The sequence below is a fragment of the Mesorhizobium sp. ES1-6 genome, from assembly GCF_020164775.1.
Lineage (GTDB): Bacteria > Pseudomonadota > Alphaproteobacteria > Rhizobiales > Rhizobiaceae > Mesorhizobium.
This window is the reverse complement of the sequence record NZ_JAIUGU010000010.1, coordinates 34,151-51,139: the sequence shown is the minus strand read 5'-3', so window position 1 is coordinate 51,139 and position 16,989 is coordinate 34,151. Positions and strand designations below refer to the sequence as shown.

General features: G+C 63.1%; 16 protein-coding genes. 6 read left to right on the top strand and 10 right to left on the bottom strand.

The window, feature by feature from the left end; translation table 11 throughout:
• Positions 1-5: 5 nt before the first annotated feature.
• Entirely contained in the window at positions 6-1,541 is a 1,536-nt protein-coding gene (locus tag LB564_RS22380; RefSeq protein ID WP_224541291.1) for a leucyl aminopeptidase, read from the bottom strand.
• Positions 1,542-1,905: 364 nt separating this feature from the next.
• Between LB564_RS22380 and lptF the strand changes: the two genes are divergently transcribed.
• The 6 genes from lptF to rsmA all read left to right on the top strand — a co-directional run bounded on the left by lptF (position 1,906) and on the right by rsmA (position 9,550).
• The gene (gene lptF, locus LB564_RS22375; RefSeq protein WP_140710530.1) at positions 1,906-3,108 is read left to right on the top strand and encodes an LPS export ABC transporter permease LptF; all 1,203 of its coding nucleotides are present in this window, start codon (positions 1,906-1,908) and stop codon (positions 3,106-3,108) included.
• The gene (gene lptG / locus LB564_RS22370; RefSeq protein ID WP_224541289.1) at positions 3,105-4,190 is read left to right on the top strand and encodes an LPS export ABC transporter permease LptG; all 1,086 of its coding nucleotides are present in this window, start codon (positions 3,105-3,107) and stop codon (positions 4,188-4,190) included. The genes lptF and lptG overlap by 4 nt, the downstream gene beginning before the upstream one ends.
• Entirely contained in the window at positions 4,190-6,634 is a 2,445-nt protein-coding gene (locus LB564_RS22365) for an LPS-assembly protein LptD (RefSeq protein ID WP_224541032.1), read from the top strand. The genes lptG and LB564_RS22365 overlap by 1 nt, the downstream gene beginning before the upstream one ends.
• Positions 6,635-6,722: 88 nt before the next feature.
• Complete coding sequence (locus LB564_RS22360) at positions 6,723-7,655, top strand: peptidylprolyl isomerase (protein ID WP_181173871.1); 933 nt, start codon at positions 6,723-6,725, stop codon at positions 7,653-7,655.
• Positions 7,656-7,668: 13 nt separating this feature from the next.
• Entirely contained in the window at positions 7,669-8,685 is a 1,017-nt protein-coding gene (gene pdxA, locus LB564_RS22355) for a 4-hydroxythreonine-4-phosphate dehydrogenase PdxA (RefSeq protein WP_224541030.1), read from the top strand.
• Between the two features lie 25 nt (positions 8,686-8,710).
• Complete coding sequence (gene rsmA / locus LB564_RS22350; protein WP_224541028.1) at positions 8,711-9,550, top strand: 16S rRNA (adenine(1518)-N(6)/adenine(1519)-N(6))-dimethyltransferase RsmA; 840 nt, start codon at positions 8,711-8,713, stop codon at positions 9,548-9,550.
• A gap of 126 nt (positions 9,551-9,676) precedes the next feature.
• On the opposite strand, the gene gmk is transcribed toward rsmA, so the two are convergent.
• The 9 genes from gmk to fabD form a co-directional block, all read right to left on the bottom strand.
• Positions 9,677-10,333, bottom strand: a complete 657-nt coding sequence (gene gmk / locus LB564_RS22345) for a guanylate kinase (RefSeq protein WP_140710542.1) — start codon at positions 10,331-10,333, stop codon at positions 9,677-9,679.
• 21 nt (positions 10,334-10,354) lie between these two features.
• Positions 10,355-11,245 carry a YicC/YloC family endoribonuclease gene (locus LB564_RS22340; RefSeq protein ID WP_224541026.1) on the bottom strand — a complete coding sequence of 297 codons (891 nt, stop codon included), beginning with the start codon at positions 11,243-11,245 and terminating at the stop codon, positions 10,355-10,357.
• Between the two features lie 154 nt (positions 11,246-11,399).
• A complete protein-coding gene (gene mltG, locus LB564_RS22335; RefSeq protein WP_224541025.1) occupies positions 11,400-12,653 on the bottom strand; it encodes an endolytic transglycosylase MltG in 1,254 nt (417 codons plus the stop codon).
• A 102-nt stretch (positions 12,654-12,755) separates the two neighbouring features.
• A complete protein-coding gene (gene fabF / locus LB564_RS22330) occupies positions 12,756-14,018 on the bottom strand; it encodes a beta-ketoacyl-ACP synthase II (RefSeq protein WP_140710516.1) in 1,263 nt (420 codons plus the stop codon).
• Between the two features lie 34 nt (positions 14,019-14,052).
• On the bottom strand, positions 14,053-14,289 hold the full coding sequence (locus LB564_RS22325; protein ID WP_006203723.1) for an acyl carrier protein: 237 nt from the start codon (positions 14,287-14,289) through the stop codon (positions 14,053-14,055).
• Between the two features lie 213 nt (positions 14,290-14,502).
• Positions 14,503-15,240: a 3-oxoacyl-[acyl-carrier-protein] reductase gene (fabG, locus tag LB564_RS22320; protein ID WP_224541023.1), complete on the bottom strand. Its 738-nt coding sequence runs from the start codon at positions 15,238-15,240 to the stop codon at positions 14,503-14,505.
• 40 nt (positions 15,241-15,280) lie between these two features.
• The gene (locus LB564_RS22315) at positions 15,281-15,547 is read right to left on the bottom strand and encodes a type II toxin-antitoxin system RelE family toxin (RefSeq protein WP_224541021.1); all 267 of its coding nucleotides are present in this window, start codon (positions 15,545-15,547) and stop codon (positions 15,281-15,283) included.
• The gene (locus tag LB564_RS22310; RefSeq protein WP_224541019.1) at positions 15,531-15,752 is read right to left on the bottom strand and encodes a ribbon-helix-helix protein, CopG family; all 222 of its coding nucleotides are present in this window, start codon (positions 15,750-15,752) and stop codon (positions 15,531-15,533) included. Before LB564_RS22310 ends, LB564_RS22315 begins: the two co-directional genes overlap by 17 nt.
• A gap of 58 nt (positions 15,753-15,810) precedes the next feature.
• A complete protein-coding gene (fabD, locus tag LB564_RS22305; RefSeq protein ID WP_224541017.1) occupies positions 15,811-16,755 on the bottom strand; it encodes an ACP S-malonyltransferase in 945 nt (314 codons plus the stop codon).
• Between the last annotated feature and the right edge of the window lie 234 nt (positions 16,756-16,989).

The window sequence follows — 16,989 nt, the reverse complement described above, 5'->3', positions numbered from 1 at the left end:
GAACGTCAGCCCTCGTAGTGATCACGCACCAGCCGGTCCAGCAGCCGAACGCCGAAACCCGAACCCCAGGACTGGTTGATCTCGTTCAACGGCGAGCCCATCGCGGTCCCGGCAATGTCGAGATGCGCCCAGGGCGTGTCCTTGACGAAGCGCTGCAGGAACTGCGCGGCGATGATGGCACCACCATAGCGGCCGCCGATGTTCTTCATGTCGGCGTTCTTGGAATCGATCAGCTTGTCGTATTCGGCGCCAAGCGGCAGGCGCCAGAGCCGTTCCTGCGTTGACTGTCCGGCCGCGGTCAGCCTTTGTGCCAGCTCGTCATTGTTGGAGAACAGGCCGGCATAATGCAGGCCGAGCGCGACCATGACGGCGCCGGTCAGCGTTGCCAGGTTGACCATGAATTTGGGCTGGAAGCGATCGTTGCAGTACCACAGCGCATCGGCCAGAACGAGGCGCCCCTCCGCGTCGGTGTTGAGCACCTCGATGGTCTGTCCCGACATCGAGGTGACGATGTCGCCGGGACGCTGGGCATGACCGTCGACCGCGTTTTCGACAAGGCCGATGATGCCGACGACATTGGCCTTGGCCTTGCGCGCGGCAAGCGCGTGCATCAACCCGGTCACGGCGGCGGCGCCGCCCATGTCGCCCTTCATGTCCTCCATGCCCGACGCCGGCTTGATCGAATTGCCGCCGGTGTCGAACGTGACGCCTTTGCCGACGAAGGCGACCGGACTGTCCTTGGGCTTGCCGCCATTCCATTGCATGACCGCCATGCGGGCGCCTCGGGGCGAGCCTTGCGCGACGCCGAGCAGCGAGCCCATGCCGAGCTTCTTCATCTCCTTCTCGGTCAGGATCTCGACCTTGACGCCGAGCGCCTCGAGTTCCTTGGCGCGGGCGGCGAATTCGACCGGCCCCAGCACGTTTGCCGGTTCGTTGACGAGATCGCGCGCCAGAAGCACGCCGTCGACCACCGCCTCGACTTCCGCGAAAGCCTTTTTCGCACCTGCCGGGTCGGCGGTATGGATGGTCACCTTGACCGGCTTTTTCGGTTCGGCTTTGCCGCCCCCCTGGCCGCCCGCATGGCCATCGTCCTTATCCTTCCTGGTCTTGTACTTGTCGAAGGAATAGCCGCGCAGAAGAATGCCCGCCGCGAGGTTCGCGGCGTCCTTGCCATCGGGCGAGGCGCCGGCCAGATCGAGGACCACGGCCACGTCGGTGGCCTTGCGCAGCGATGCCGCGATGGTGCCGCCGAGCTTCAGCCAGGCATATTCGTCGAGCCCCGACACCTTGCCGGTGCCAACCGCGACCAATCTATCGAGCGATGTTGCTTCCGGGGCCAGGATTTCGACAATGCCAGCGAATTTGCCGGTGAACTCGGCGACCGGGAAAGCCCGATCCAGCGTCTTGCCCGGATCGTAAGCCCTGGCGGCATCGCTCAAGCCGCCCTCATCCGCCGACAGCACGAAGACCGTGCCCTTCCTGCTCGCCGCCGTCTGGGGCGCGGCGAATTTCGCAAAGGCGATCGATGGTCTCGGATTCATCATGTCCTGCTTTCGGGGAGTGCGCGATGATGCGCGAAGCGGTTTGAAGCTATCCGCGACATTTGGTCGTTTTCCGGCATTTGGCAAGACTTTGCCAAAATGGCTACCCATATGAGACATCGAATCGATGGCGATTCGTCGCGGAACGGCTCCGCTTCATGCCGCAACCTGTTGTTAACCATCGATGTTCGTCCTTTCTTATCCATTGCCGCCGACACTCCGACCTGCTGCGGCACGCGACGTGGGACGGGAACCGGATCGCCTGCCTGATGGAGCCCAACGGAGCCAGTTGTGCGGGCGTCGCCGGACAGCTACCCTTGACGTGGTGGCATGATGCCGTTCGAGAAAATCGAGTAAAGCCTTCATGAAGGTCGTTGAACGCTACATCATGCGCCGCGCTTTCGTGGTCTTCCTGGCGGCGCTGGTCTGGACGCTGGCCATCGTGTGGACGACGCAGGTGCTGGCCAAGATCAATCTGGTCACCGACAGCGGCCAGTCGGCTTTGACCTTCTTCGAGGTCGCCTCGCTCATTCTCCCCTCTATCATTCCAATCGTTGTGCCCTTCGCGCTGGTGGTGGCGGTCGCCCAGACACTGAGTGTGATGAATTCGGATTCGGAACTCGCGGTGGTCAATGCATCGGGTGCCTCGCGCTGGACCATCGTGCGGCCGATCATGCTGCTGGCGCTTGCCGCCAGCGTCTTTTCGTTCGCCGTGGACAACGGCATCGACCCCTATGCGCGACAGAAGAACCGCGCCCTGGTGGCGGAGTCGCGCGCCGACCTTTTGTCGCTGATCATCCAGGAAGGCACCTTCCGGAAAATAGAGGACGGACTGTTCCTGCAGATTGGCGAGCGGCTGCCCGACAACCGGCTGGGTGGCATCTTCGTCGCCGATTCGCGCGAAGAGGGCGTCAATCTGGTCTATTACGCCAAAAACGGCAGCATCATCGAGCGCGGCGGCGAAAAGGTCCTGATGATGAATGACGGCGTCATTCATCGCAAGACGCTGACGGGCGACCTCAGTGTCATCCGGTTCACGTCCTATGCCTTCGACATGTCGGCCTTCATGTCGGCGGCCAACCAGGTGACGCTCCTGCCGAAGGACCAGACAACCCAATACCTGCTCAACCCGAGCCCCAACGACAAGTACTATCAACAAAGTCCCCAGGAGTACCGGGCCGAGATCGACCAGCGGTTTTCGGAATGGACATACTCCATGGTGTTCGCGCTGATCGCGCTCGCCGTGGCGGGAGACGCGCGTTCGCATCGCGAGGCGCGCGTCAATCCGCTGATCACGGCCATAGCGATATCGCTGTTCGTGCGCTGGCTGGGTTTCTTCGCCGCGAGCAAGGCCGACGAGGTCCCGCAATATTCCTATGTGGTCTATGGCGTGCCGATCGTCGCGTCCGCGGTGGCGATCTGGTTCATCATGTCGAACCGGACCATGGAACTGCCGGTTGCCTGGGCGGACTGGATGACCAACCTGGCCAGCCGCGTCGGTGAAAGCTGGAACGCCCTCAAGTTGCGTCTATCCAGGCGCGGCACCTCGGGCCAGGGGGTCGGCTGATGGGCTGGACGCTGGGCCGCTATTTCTTCTTCCGCTACGTGGCGATCACGATCTGGTTCTTCCTGGGCCTTCTGGCGCTGGTATTCCTGATCGATTTCACCGAACTGTCCGGCCGCACCACCGGCCTGCCGGGGTTCACTTATGGCACGGCGATGGCCATTTCGGGCCTTCGAATGCCCATGATCATGCTGCAGACAGTGCCGTTTGTCGGCTTGTTCTCGGCAATGGCGACGCTGGTTTCGCTCAACCGACGTTACGAACTTGTCATCGCGCGGTCCGCGGGGGTTTCCGCCTGGCAGTTCCTCTTGCCATGCTGCATCGGCGCACTGCTGTTCGGCGCCGTGTCGGTCGGAATCATCAACCCGCTCGCCGCGCACGCCTTCTCCTTGTCCGAACAGATCGAGACCCAGCTGCGCTCCGGCAAATCCAACACGGTTTCGGCCGATGCCGCGCCCTGGATTCGCCAGAAGACCAGCTCCGGCGACACGATCATCGGCGCGCGGGCCATCCTCGACCAGGGGCTGGAGATGGCCGACGCCGTCTTTTTCATCCTCGACCAGCAAGGCAATATCGTCGAGCGCAAGGATGCGGCGCGCGCTTACCTGCGCGACGGCTATTGGGAATTGCAGGATGTGAAGACCTTCAGAAACGGCACCATCCAGCTCGTGGCGAGCGATCGCGTGCCGACCAACCTGAAGCCAGAATTCGTGCAGGAGCGGTTGGCGCGCCCTGAGACAATTCCTTTCTACGACCTGCCCGGAAAAATCGAGGTTGCCCGTTCCTTCGGCCTCAAGGCAAATGCCTTTGCCATGCAGTTTGATTCGCTGGTGGCGTTGCCGTTCCTGCTCGTCGCCATGACGCTGATTGCGGCAACAGTTTCAATGCGATTTGCGCGGATGGGGCAGTCGGGAACGATGATTCTGGGTGGCGTCGTTGCCGGCTTTCTGCTTTATGTCGTTTCGGTGCTGGTGAAGGCATTCGGCGTGGCGGGGTTCGTGCCGACTGCCATAGCCGCCTGGGTGCCGGTCGTGGTAGCTATGTTCTTCGGGGTGACTTTCCTGCTATACAAGGAAGACGGCTAGTGAGGGAGGCGTTTTTGCCCAGCAACAGGCAGGCCCGTTTGGCGCGCCTCTATGCGGCGAGCGCCTTGGCTTGCCTGGTCGCCTGCGGCGTCTCGTTGCCAGCCTTCGCGCAGGAGGTTGGCCAGTTGGCGACCACGGTTCCGTCCGGCTCGCAGATGCTGCTGGCCGCCGACACGCTGGAGTACAACAACGATAACCAGACCGTGACCGCCGTCGGCGGCGTGCAGATCGACTATGGCGGCAACCGCCTCGTCGCCCAGAAGGTCGTCTACAACCGCAACACCAAGCGGATGGTTGCCAGCGGCAACGTCGAAATCGTCAACAGCGACGGCACCAAGATCAATTCGCAGCACATCGACATCACCGACGATTTCGCCGACGGTTTCGTCAACGCGCTACGCGTGGAAACCGTCGACAAGGCCTATTTCGCCGCCGAAAGCGCCGAACGCATGGGCGGCGTGCTGACCACCTTCCACAATGGCGTCTACACCGCCTGCGAACCGTGCGAAGACAAGCCCGACAAGGCGCCGACATGGCGCGTCAAGGCCAGGAAGATCATCTGGAACGGCGAGAAGAAGACGGTTCGCTTCGAGAACGCGAATTTCGAGTTCTTCGGCTTTCCGCTCGCCTACCTGCCGGCGTTCGAGATCGCCGACCCGACGGTGAAGCGCAAGAGCGGCTTCCTGATCCCGAGCATCGGCTACAACAGCCATCTGGGGTATAGCGTCAAGGTTCCCTATTATTTCGCCCTTTCGCCGACATATGACCTGACGGTGACGGGCAGCGGCTACACCAAGCAAGGCTTCCTCGGCGAAGCCGAATGGCGCCAGCGCTTCAACAACGGCGAATACACTTTCAAGGTCGCCGGGATCCAGCAGCAGAATCCGGACGCTTTCATCGACAGCGGCGCATTCCCCTCGACCGCCGGCCACAATATCGATTCCGGCGCGGTGGGCGATCCGAACAAGTTCCGCGGCATGATGGGCACGCAAGGGCAGTTCGCGATCAACGAACGCTGGAATTTCGGCTGGGACGTGTTGCTGCAGACCGACAAGAACTTCTCGAATACCTACAACATCGCCAAGTACAACTCATATGTCCACCAGTCCTCGGTCTACCTGACCGGTCTCAACGACCGTAATTATTTCGACGTGCGCGCCATGCATTTCGAAGTCCAGGAAGATGCGCCCAACGACAATCCCGCGGCGCGAAGCGGCCAGCAGCCCTGGGTGCTGCCCTCGCTCGACTATGCCTATATCCCCGACACGTCGGTTGCCGGCGGCCAGTTGTCGCTCAACGTCAATACCCGCATCATCCGCCGCGAAGATCTCGACGAGGCTTTCAACACGCCATACGACTCTTCCACGCTTGCGCAGCGCGTGCGCGGTATCGAAGGCGAGTCCGGCCGCCTCACCGCCGAGGCCGAGTGGAAACGGAGCTTCGTCACCGATGACGGACTGGTTTTGACACCGCTGCTGGCATTCCAGGGCGATGTTGACTACGTCCGCGCTTCATCGAATTCGCTCGCTGCCATTCAGGAGATGGCCGCCAACCCTGTGATAAATACCAACGAAGACATGCGCTCGTCCTTTGCCCGCTATATGGCGACCGCCGGGCTGGAGATGAGCTGGCCGCTGCTGTTTTCCATGGCCAGCGGGTCGAGCCATGTTTTCGAGCCGATGGCGCAGGTGTTCCTGCGTCCGAACGAACAATATGTCGGCGGCCTCTCCGTTCCGAACGAAGACGCGCAGAGCATGGTCTTCGACGCGACCACGCTGTTCGAACGCGACAAGTTCTCCGGTTATGACCGCATCGAGGGCGGCTCGCGCGCCAATGTCGGCATGCGTTATTCCGGCTCCTACATCAATGGCTGGGGCACTAATGCGATCTTCGGCCAATCCTATCAGATTGGCGGCGAGAACTCCTTCGCGGCACCCGACCTGGTCAATGTCGGCGCCTATTCAGGCTTGGAGACCACCAAGTCCGACTATGTCGGCCTGTTTGGCATCACCAGCCCGAATGGATTCGCTGCCTCGGTCAGCGGTCGGTTCGACGAACAGAGCTTCGAGGTCCGCCGCGCCGAGCTGAAAGCCGCCTATTCCGGCCTGCCGGTGTCGCTGAGCGCCAAATATGCCTTCATCCAGGCCCAGCCGCTCTATGGCTTCACGACCGACCGTCACGAGGTCACGCTCGGCGCATCGACGCATCTCGCCGAGAACTGGCGCGTGTTCGGGACAGGAACCTACGATTTGCAGGAGAGCCTGCTGGTCAAGGACGGTGTGGGCTTTGCCTACAACGATTCCTGCTTCACCTATCTGATGACGTACTCGCAGTCGCGTGACCTCAACACCAGGGAAGTGACGCAGAGCATCGGCTTCAACCTGTCGTTTCGCACCCTCGGCGACTTCGGTTCGTCGAGCAACGGAGTCGACACCATCCAATAAGCGGCGACATCGTTTCGCCGCATAGGGCTGGCACGGATTCGCGCATCCGGAAGGGGACGGAGTCGGGCGGAGCCGGGATAGAATTGGGATGCCAAGGATGAGGAAATACCTCTTTTCAGCAGGGTTCGCGTTGCTTGTGGCGGCGACATCCGTGTCGATGACCGTCATGACGCCGCCGGCTTTCGCCAGCGAGATCAAATACGTCGTCAACGACATACCGGTCACCAGTGGTGATATCGCCCATCGTGCCGCCTTCCTGAAGCTGCAGCGCAAGAAGGGCGATGCCGCCCAGGAAATGATCGACCAGACGCTGCGCCTCGCCGAGGCCAAGCGGCTTGGCATCCGCATCAGCGATGCCCAGGTCGAGGCCGCCTATCAGCGCTTTGCCACCAACAACAAGATGCAGCTCGGCCAGCTCGACGGCGTCATGGAAAAATCCGGCGTCGGCAAGGATCATTTCAAGGAATTCATTCGCGCCCAGATGGCATGGAACCAGGCGCTCAGCGCGCGTTACCGTTCCGGCGAAGGTGGCAGCGTGACCGAACAGGACGCGGTCAGGCGCATGCTCGACAAGGGCGGCGCCAAGCCGAGTGCCATGGAATACATGCTGCAGCAGGTCATCTTCGTCGTGCCGGCGGCCGAACGCAGCGCGACGCTGGCCAAACGCAAGCGCGAGGCCGACGCCATGCGCGCCCGCTTCAACGGCTGCAATACGACGCGCGAATTCGCCAAGGGCCTGATCGACGTCACCGTTCGTGATCTCGGCCGGGTTCTGGCGCCGCAATTGCCGCCTGACTGGGCCGAGCAGATCAAGGCGACCAAGGTCGGTGGCGCCACCGTCACGCGCGAGACCGAACGCGGCGTCGAATTCATCGGCATCTGCTCGTCGCGCGAAGTGTCCGACGACAAGACCGCCCAGATGGTGTTTCAGAGCGAAGGCTCCAGCGACAAGGCCGCCGACGACCTCAGCAAGAAATATGTCGATGAGCTGAAGGCGAAAGCCCGCATCGTCAAGCGCTGACGTGAGGAGCGCGATGACCGCGCTGGCGTTGAGCGTCGGCGATCCATCCGGTATCGGCCCTGAAATAGCCATTGCCGCCTTTCTGGCGCGACAGGCCATTGGCTTGCCCGCCTTCTACCTGCTCGCCGACCCAGCCGTGATCGCCTCGCGGGCGCGTCATCTCGGCATTTCGCTGGCTATCCAGGAGGTGACCCCGGCGCAGGCGACAGAGGCCTTTGGCAGCGCCTTGCCGATCGTTCCCCTGACGGCGCGCTTCATCGATAGCCCCGGCCGGCCCGACTCAGCCAATGCAGCCGGCACCCTCGAGGCCATCGACCGCGCGGTCGCGGCCTGCCTTGCCGGCGAGGCCGCGGCCGTGGTGACCTGCCCGATTGCCAAGAAACCGCTTTATGATGCCGGCTTCCGCTTCCCCGGTCATACCGAATATCTGGCGCATCTGGCGGCCCGGCACAGCGGCGTCGAGGCGATGCCGGTGATGATGCTGGCAGGCCCTGAGCTGCGCACGGTTCCCGTCACCATCCACATCGCGCTCGCCGAGGTGCCGAAGGCCCTGACCACGGAATTGATCGTCGCGACCGCGCGCATCACCGCGGCCGACCTTGCCAGCCGCTTCGGCATCGCCAGGCCACGCCTCGCCATTGCCGGCCTCAATCCGCATGCCGGCGAAGGTGGCTCCATGGGCCTGGAAGACGAGCGTATCGTGCGGCCGGCGGTCGACATCCTGCGCGCTGAAGGCATCGATGCTTTCGGCCCCCTGCCCGCCGACACGCTGTTCCACGCCCGGGCGCGGGCAGGCTACGACGCCGCATTGTGCATGTATCACGACCAGGCCCTGATCCCGGCCAAGGCGCTGGCCTTCGACGAGGCGGTCAACGTCACGCTGGGCCTGCCCTTCATCCGCACCTCGCCCGACCATGGCACCGCCTTCGACATCGCCGGCAAGGGCGTGGCGCGACCAGACAGCCTGATCGCGGCACTGAAGCTTGCCAGAAAGCTCGCTGACGTCGACGCAAAGGCCGTCGCCGCATGAGCGCTTCCGCTTCCGGTCCTCGCGCATGAGCTTCGATGGGCTGCCGCCGCTGCGGGACGTCATCGAGCGCCACGGACTGCAGGCGAAAAAGGCGCTCGGCCAGAACTTCCTGCTTGACCTCAATTTGACCGGCAAGATCGCACGCAGCGCCGGCGACCTGACGAATGCCACGGTAATTGAAGTCGGGCCCGGCCCTGGAGGGTTGACGAGGGCGCTGCTGTCCAACGGCGCCCGCCGGGTCGTCGCCATCGAGCGCGACGAACGCTGCCTGGCTGCGCTTGCCGAAGTCTCCGCTCATTATCCCGACCGGCTGCAGGTGATTTCAGGAGACGCGCTGAAGACCGACTTCGCCGCCCTCGCCTCGGAGGCTTCTGGAGACAGTGGCAAGGTCCGGATCGTGGCCAATCTGCCCTACAATATCGGCACTGAACTGCTGGTCCGATGGCTGACGGTCGCGGACTGGCCGCCCTTCTACGCCTCGATGACGCTGATGTTCCAGCGTGAGGTCGCCCAGCGCATCGTCGCCGCACCCGGCAGCGATGCCTATGGCAGGCTCGGTGTGCTCGCCGGCTGGCGCACGCAGGCCAGGATCGCCTTCGACGTACCGCCCCAGGCCTTCACGCCGCCACCCAAGGTCACCTCTTCGGTGGTACATCTGGAGCCGCGCGCGACACCCCTGCCCGCCGATGTGAGGAAACTAGGCCGGGTGACGGAAGCCGCCTTCGGCCAGCGCCGAAAGATGCTGCGGCAGAGCGTGAAAAGCCTCGGCGGCGAGGCCTTGCTCGAACGAGCGGAAATCGATCCGACGCGACGCGCCGAAACACTCAGCGTCGAGGAGTTCGTACGGCTGACCAATGCGGTGTAACTTCTCTCCGTTTACGGTGAGAGGATGGCGGCAGGCGGCACGAACCAACGAAGGAACGGCGCCGCCCCTCATCCGTCACTTCGTGACACCTTCCGCCCGTGAACGGGGAGAAGGAAGGAGAGGCGCTTACGCCGTCTTCTCGTCCAGCAATCCCGAGACGAAGTCGAAGAGACCGGGCCGGCGGTCGCGCCGCAGCCGCTCGGCAACGACGATGCCGCGCACCTCGGCGAAGGCACGGTCGAGATCGTCATTGACGATGACGAAGTCATATTCCTTCCAGTGCTCGATCTCGTTGCGGGCGTTCTTGAGCCGGGTCTCGATCACCGCTTCCTGGTCCTCGGCGCGGCGCTTCAGCCGCGCCTTCAATTCCTTCATCGATGGCGGCAGGATGAAGATCGAGACGATGTCGGCACGCATCTTCTCCTTGAGCTGTTGAGCGCCCTGCCAGTCGATGTCGAACAGCATGTCGCGGCCTTGCGCCAGCGCCAGTTCGGCAGGCTCGCGCGGTGTCGCGTAGCAATTGCCGTGCACCTGCGCCCATTCGAGCAGCGCGTCGGAATCGCGCAGCCGCTCGAAGTCGCGCATCGTGCGGAAGTGATAATGGACGCCCTCGATCTCCGAACCGCGGCGCGGCCTCGTGGTGACCGAGACCGAGAGTTCGAGGCTGGAGTCGCTTTCCAGAAGATTGCGCGCGATCGTCGACTTGCCGGCACCCGAGGGCGACGACAGGACGAGCATCAACCCCCGGCGGCGGATGCGGGACCCCAAATCCCTGGCAACCATCGGTTCCTTGGCAACCATCGGCTACTCCAGATTCTGGACCTGTTCACGAAACTGGTCGACCACGGCCTTCAATTCCAGCCCGATCGCCGTGACGGCCGCGGCATTCGACTTGGAACACAGCGTATTTGATTCGCGGTTAAATTCCTGTGCCAGAAAATCAAGCTTGCGGCCGACGGCGCCGCCGCCCTGAAGCAAGACCCGGCCAGACGCGACATGCGTTTTCAGCCGGTCGATCTCTTCGCGAATATCGGCCTTGGTGGCGAGGAACGCCGCCTCCATGTGCAGCCGGCTCGCATCCAGATTGGCGGATGCATCCATCAGCAGCCTGACCTGCTCGGCTATGCGTTCGCGGATCGCCGCCGCATCGCGTGACGGGTCCGCTTCCGCGCGCAGGGTCAATGTCTCGATGGTGTCGATATGACCGGACAAGAGCAAGGAAAGTGCCGCGCCTTCTCCTTGCCGAGCCTGTTCCAGTCCGTTCAGCGCCGCGTCGAGCGCGGCCATGATGGCGGTGTCGAGCGCGGCCCGCGCCTCTTCGGTTTCGACGGTTTCGGGAACATCGAGCACGCCACGCAACGACAGCAATCCGTCAGCCGTCGCGGGCGCGGCGCCGAACTGTTCCTGCAACCGCTTGGCCAGGCCGGCGAGGTCTTTCAGAAAAGCCTCGTTGACGACGGGTTGCGCCTGCGCGCCGGCCGCGCGGCCGATGGTCAGCGTCGCCTGGAAATTGCCGCGGGCGAAACGCTTCTGCAGCGTTTGCCTGACCACGGGCTCCAACCGCTCGAACCCCTGAGGCAGCCGCAGCCGCACCTCGACGCTCTTGCCATTGACGGATTTGACTTCCCAGGCGATCGAGGTGCCGTCATGCTCGGCGACGGCCCGCGCGAAACCCGTCATGCTCTGCAAATTCATGTCGCCCGCACATTCCTGGCGCCTCACCCCGACACCGGTTTTCCGGAGGGGCTAGCGCGGCTTAAAATGACCACGCCGCGAATGCGTCGAAATCGGACGCCTGGCGTTCTTTCAAATGTCAGGCCGCCGCCTTTCAGGCAACGCCTTTCTTCACTTATTGAGCCGCGCCCGCATCACCGCCGGCGTCGCCGTCGGCGCCATCGTCGGCGGGCTTGTCGGCGGCAGGCTTGTCGGTGCCGCCGCTGGTGCCGGCGGCAGCGGCCGCCTTGGCTGCGTCATCGGCCTGCTTCTTCTGCAGCGCGCGATAGCGGGCGACGTTCTCATTGTGCTCGTCCAGGGTCGCGGCGAAGACGTGACCGCCCGTGCCGTCGGCGACGAAATAGAGATCGTCGGTCTTCGATGGATTGGCCACGGCCTCGAGGGCCGCGCGGCCCGGATTGGCGATGGGCGTCGGCGGCAAGCCGCTGATCACATAGGTGTTGTAGGGCGTCTGCTTCTGGATGTCGGACTGGTAGATCGGACGGTCCGCCGGTTTGCCCTTGCCGCCAAACAGACCGTAAATGATGGTCGGATCGGACTGCAGGCGCATGCCCTTGGCCAATCGGTTCAGGAAGACGGCGGCCACGCGCGAGCGTTCATCACCCTTGCCGGTTTCCTTCTCGACGATCGAGGCCAGGGTGACAAAGTCCTCGACGCTGGCCAGGGGCAGATCCGGCGCGCGCCTCTGCCACACCTCATCGACCAGTTTCTTCTGATCGGCGAGCAGCTTGTCGACCATCTGCTGACGCGTCGCGCCACGCGTGAAACGAAGCGTATCGGTGGCAAGGCTGCCCTCCGGAGGCGTCTTCGCCGGCATTTCGCCACTCAGGGCGGGTTCTTCGGCGATGCGCTGCAAGGCCTGCTCGACCGTTAGTCCCTCCGGAATGGTCAGCGAATACATCACCGACTTGCCACTCTTCAGGAGTTCCATGATGTCGCGCATGGAGGCTTTGGGCTTGATCTCGTATTCACCGGCCTTGAGCGCGGAATCGTTGCCGAAGGCACGGACGCCGAGGCGGAAAATGCGGGCGTCGCTGATCAGTCCGCGGCGCTCGAGCTGGTCGGCGATGTCCTGCACGCCGGTGTTGGGCTTGACGAGGAAGGTGTCGCCATTGGCCGAGGGGCCGGGTTCGGTGAATTCCTGCTTGCCGAAATAGACGGCCACGCCCGCCGCAAGAACCATCAGCATCACCGACGAGATGACGAAGTTCATGAACACGACGATCTGGCTACGCGAGGCGCGCGACCGTTTCGGCGGCGGCGTTCCGACCTCCGGCCGCAGCGCCTCGCTCGCTGTCTTCGGCACGATCGGCCCGGTATTCGCCGTCCCTTGCCCGAATTCTCCGTTGCCCGCCGGATTTGTATTCATTTCGCCCTACCGTTCGATCTCTCAACGAATCCCCTGCGGCAGAGTAGGGGCGAATATGGCAAAATTGACGACACGCCAAGGCATCGCCCGGCAGCCGGATGGTCAGCCATCATACCGCTGGAAGACGAGCGAAGCGTTGGTGCCGCCGAAGCCGAAGGAATTCGACAGCGCCACGTCGATCTGGCGCGCGCGTGGCTTGTTAGGGACCAGGTCGATCGCGGTTTCGCGCTCGGGATTGTCGAGGTTGATGGTCGCCGGTGCGATATTGTCGCGGATGGCGAGGATCGAAAAGATCGCTTCGGCCGCGCCCGCCGCGCCCAGCAAATGGCCGATCGACGACTTGGTCGACGACATCGAGATCTTCGACGCCGCATTGCCGACCAGCCGCTCGACGGCACCGAGTTCGATCGTATCGGCCATGGTCGAGGTGCCATGCGCATTGATGTAGTCGACATCGGCCGGCGTAAGCTTTGCCCGGTTCAACGCGGCCGTCATGCAACGGAAAGCGCCGTCGCCGTCCTCGGCGGGGGCGGTGATGTGATAGGCATCGCCGGTGAGACCGTAGCCGGTCACCTCGGCGTAAATCTTCGCACCGCGTGCCTTGGCATGCTCCAATTCCTCGAGCACCACCACGCCGGCGCCCTCGCCCATGACGAAGCCGTCGCGGTCGCGGTCGTAGGGCCGCGAGGCTGTTTGCGGGGTGTCGTTGCGCTCGGTCGAGAGCGCCCGGCAGGCGGCGAAGCCTGCCAGCGAAAGCCGGGTCACCGGCGATTCCGCGCCACCGGCCAGCATTACGTCGGCATCGCCAAAGATGATCAGCCGGGCGGCGTCGCCAATGGCGTGCGCGCCGGTCGAACAGGCGGTGACGACGGCGTGGTTGGGGCCTTTCAGCCCATGCCGGATCGACACCTGGCCGGAGACCAGATTGATGATGTTTCCGGGAATGAAGAACGGGCTGATGCGGCGCGGGCCGCGTTCCTTGAGGATGATCGCGTTCTCGGCGATGCCCTCGAGGCCGCCGATGCCGGAGCCGATCAGCACACCGGTGGCACAACGCTCATCCTCGGTCGAAGGCTGCCAGCCGGAATCCTTCAGCGCTTCATCGGCGGCCGCGATCCCGTACAGGATGAAGTCGCCGATCTTGCGAAGTTCCTTCGGCTCGAGAATGGCTTCGGGATTGAGCGTGCCGTTGGAACCGTCGCCACGCGGAATGACGTGGGCGATCTTGCAGGCAAGATCGTCCACCTCGAACTCGGTGACGCGCTTGGCGGCGCTGCGACCAGTCAGCAGTTCCTTCCAGCCGTGCTCGAAGCCCATGCCGAACGGCGAAACCAGGCCAAGGCCCGTGACGACGACACGCCTCATCGCAGGTCCTCCCCGGTAGTGACTGCGGAAAGCGTCAGGCGGAAGCCTTGTCGATGTACTTCACGGCATCGCCGACCGTCAGGATGGTCTCGGCCGCGTCATCGGGGATCTCGACGCCGAATTCTTCTTCGAACGCCATGACGAGTTCAACCGTGTCGAGGCTGTCAGCGCCCAGATCATCGATGAAGCTCGCCTGCTCCGTCACTTTGTCGGCATCGACGCCCAGGTGCTCGATGACGATCTTCTTGACGCGCTCTGCGGTGTCACTCATTTGGGGCATCCTCGTCTTTTGTTTGTCTGTCTTCGTTAGCGGGCGGAATGCCGCTAATCAAGCTGAAAGATGGTCCTGCCGGAAACGCAACGGCCACGAACCGGTTTTTGCCCGAACCGCCGGGTTGCGGGCCGCATTACACGAAAAATAGCTGAGGTCCAAGCCGAAATGGTGGGTTTTCACAGCGCCGCGGTGTTGCCGCCGGAGCCTCGCTCAGATCATCGCCATACCGCCATTCACGTGAATGGTCTGCCCCGTCACATAGGCGGCCTCGTTCGAAGCCAGGTAGGCAACGGCGGACGCCACTTCGGCACTGGTGCCCATGCGCTTGGTGGGGATCGCCGCCATGATCGCCTCTTTCTGCTTGTCGTTGAGCTTGTCGGTCATGGCCGATTCGATGAAGCCCGGAGCGACGCAGTTGACGGTGATGTTGCGGGTGGCGATCTCCTGCGCCAGCGATTTGGAAAAGCCGATCATGCCCGCCTTGGAAGCGCAGTAATTCGCTTGGCCGGGATTGCCGGTCACGCCAACCACCGAGGTGATGTTGATGATGCGGCCATGGCGGCGACGCATCATCGGATGGGTCAGTTCACGGGTCAGCCGGAAAACGGCGGTGAGATTGACCTCCAGCACGCTATCCCAGTCGGCGTCCGACATGCGCACGAACAGCCCGTCCTTGGTGATGCCGGCATTGTTGACGAGGATGTCGACGCCCTCGAGATCGGCCTCCGCCTTCTGGCCGAGCGCCTTGACCTCGTCGCGGTCGGACAAATTGGCCGGGAACAGCTTGACCCGGTCGCCCAGTTCGGCGGCCAGCGTCTCCAGTTTCTCGACCCGCGTGCCGTGCAAGCCGACGATCGCGCCCTGCGCATGCAGCACCCTGGCGATCGCCTCGCCGATGCCCCCCGACGCGCCGGTAACGAGTGCCTTGCGACCGGTCAGTTCGAACATGTCCTATCCTCTTCTCAAATCGTGCGGCGGATTGGTCCGCTCATCTGTAGACGTCGCCGCGCTGACCTACCGTTACCACCAGAATGACGACCCGCTGGTCCTGCACATCGCAGATAACCCGGTAATCCCCAACCCGATATCTCCAAAAAGTAGCCAGCGGACCCTTCAGCGGTTTGCCTGCCTCACGTGGATTGTCGAGTACCGCGATGCGGTTTTCTATGAAGTCTCGAATGCGATGACGCGTTTGCGGATCCAGTTTTTCGACAAATTTTCGCGCCGAACGAGCGTACTCAAGCGTCCAGGCCACGCCAGAAATCCTCGCCGGTCACTACATCTTCTTCACCGCGCTTGATCCGCTCAAGCACTTCGGCGGCGAGATAGTAGTCCTCCATCTCCTCGATACCACGTTCAATGAGTTCGCGCAGATAGTAGGCCTTGCTGCGGCCGGTGCTGGCCGCAAGAAAGTCCAGACGCTCCTCAATCTCGGGAGCCAGTCGTATCGATGTCGGCATGGCGGCAGCTCCATGAATACATGTATTCATGTACAGCCGCGCTGTCAGGAACACAAGATCAGAGCGCGGCCAACGCCGCCTCGACGTCGGCGGCCGTTCCTATGGCGCCGGTGGCGATATCGCGGTTGATGCGCCGCGCCAGACCGGACAGAACCTTCCCCGAGCCGATCTCGTAAAGTGTGGTGACGCCGTTTTGGCCGAACCATTCCACCGTCTCGCGCCAACGCACGCGGCCCGTCACCTGTTCGACCAGGCGCCGGGCGATCTCGTCGGGCTCGCTGGTCGGGGTGACGCTGACGTTCGAAACGACGGGAACGACTGGCGCGGTCTTGGCCACGTCGGCAAGCGCCTCGTGCATGACATTGGCCGCCGGCGCCATCAGCGCCGAATGGAACGGCGCCGACACCTGCAGCATCAGCGCACGCTTGGCGCCCTTTTCGGTGCACAGTTTCGCCGCCAGTTCAACCGCAGCCTTGGCGCCTGAAATGACCAGTTGGCCGCCGCCATTGTCGTTGGCGATCTGGCAGACCTTGCCCGCCCCTTGCGCGGCCTCGGCACAGGCGGCTTCGACATCGGCCTGCTCCAGTCCGATGATCGCCGCCATCGCGCCCTCGCCGGCCGGCACGGCTGCCTGCATGGCGTTGCCGCGAATGCGCAACAGCCGCGCGGCATCGGCAATCGAAATGAAGCCGGCGGCGGCGAGCGCCGAATATTCGCCCAGCGAGTGGCCGGCGACATAGGCGACCTTGTCCTTCAGCGAGAGACCGCGCGCTTCCAGAGCCCTGATCGCCGCCAGCGATACCGCCATCAGGGCCGGCTGCGCGTTGGCGGTCAGCGTCAAGGTCTCTTCGGGGCCTTCCCAGATCAACTTCGACAGGTTTTCGCCGAGCGCTTCGTCGACTTCCTGGAAAACCTTGCGCGCCTCTGGAAAGCTGTCGGCGAGATCCTTGCCCATGCCGACAGCCTGGCTTCCTTGTCCTGGAAAGGTGAATGCGACGGCCATGCGAGGCTCCCCAAACTGGTTCTGCTTGCCTGATACTACGAATTTTCCCTGCCTGTGACGCAAGGCAGGCCGCCAAGTCAAGCCACTTCACCACACCACAAGGGATGCATGCGCGCGCGAGTGCCTGTTCCAAAAGGGCTTTTTGGCGATCACACCTGATGAAAACCGCTCACGAATCGTTTGCTGGCTCTTCTTATTTCCGTCACAGGCGCTAGCTTTGCGTGACAATTATAT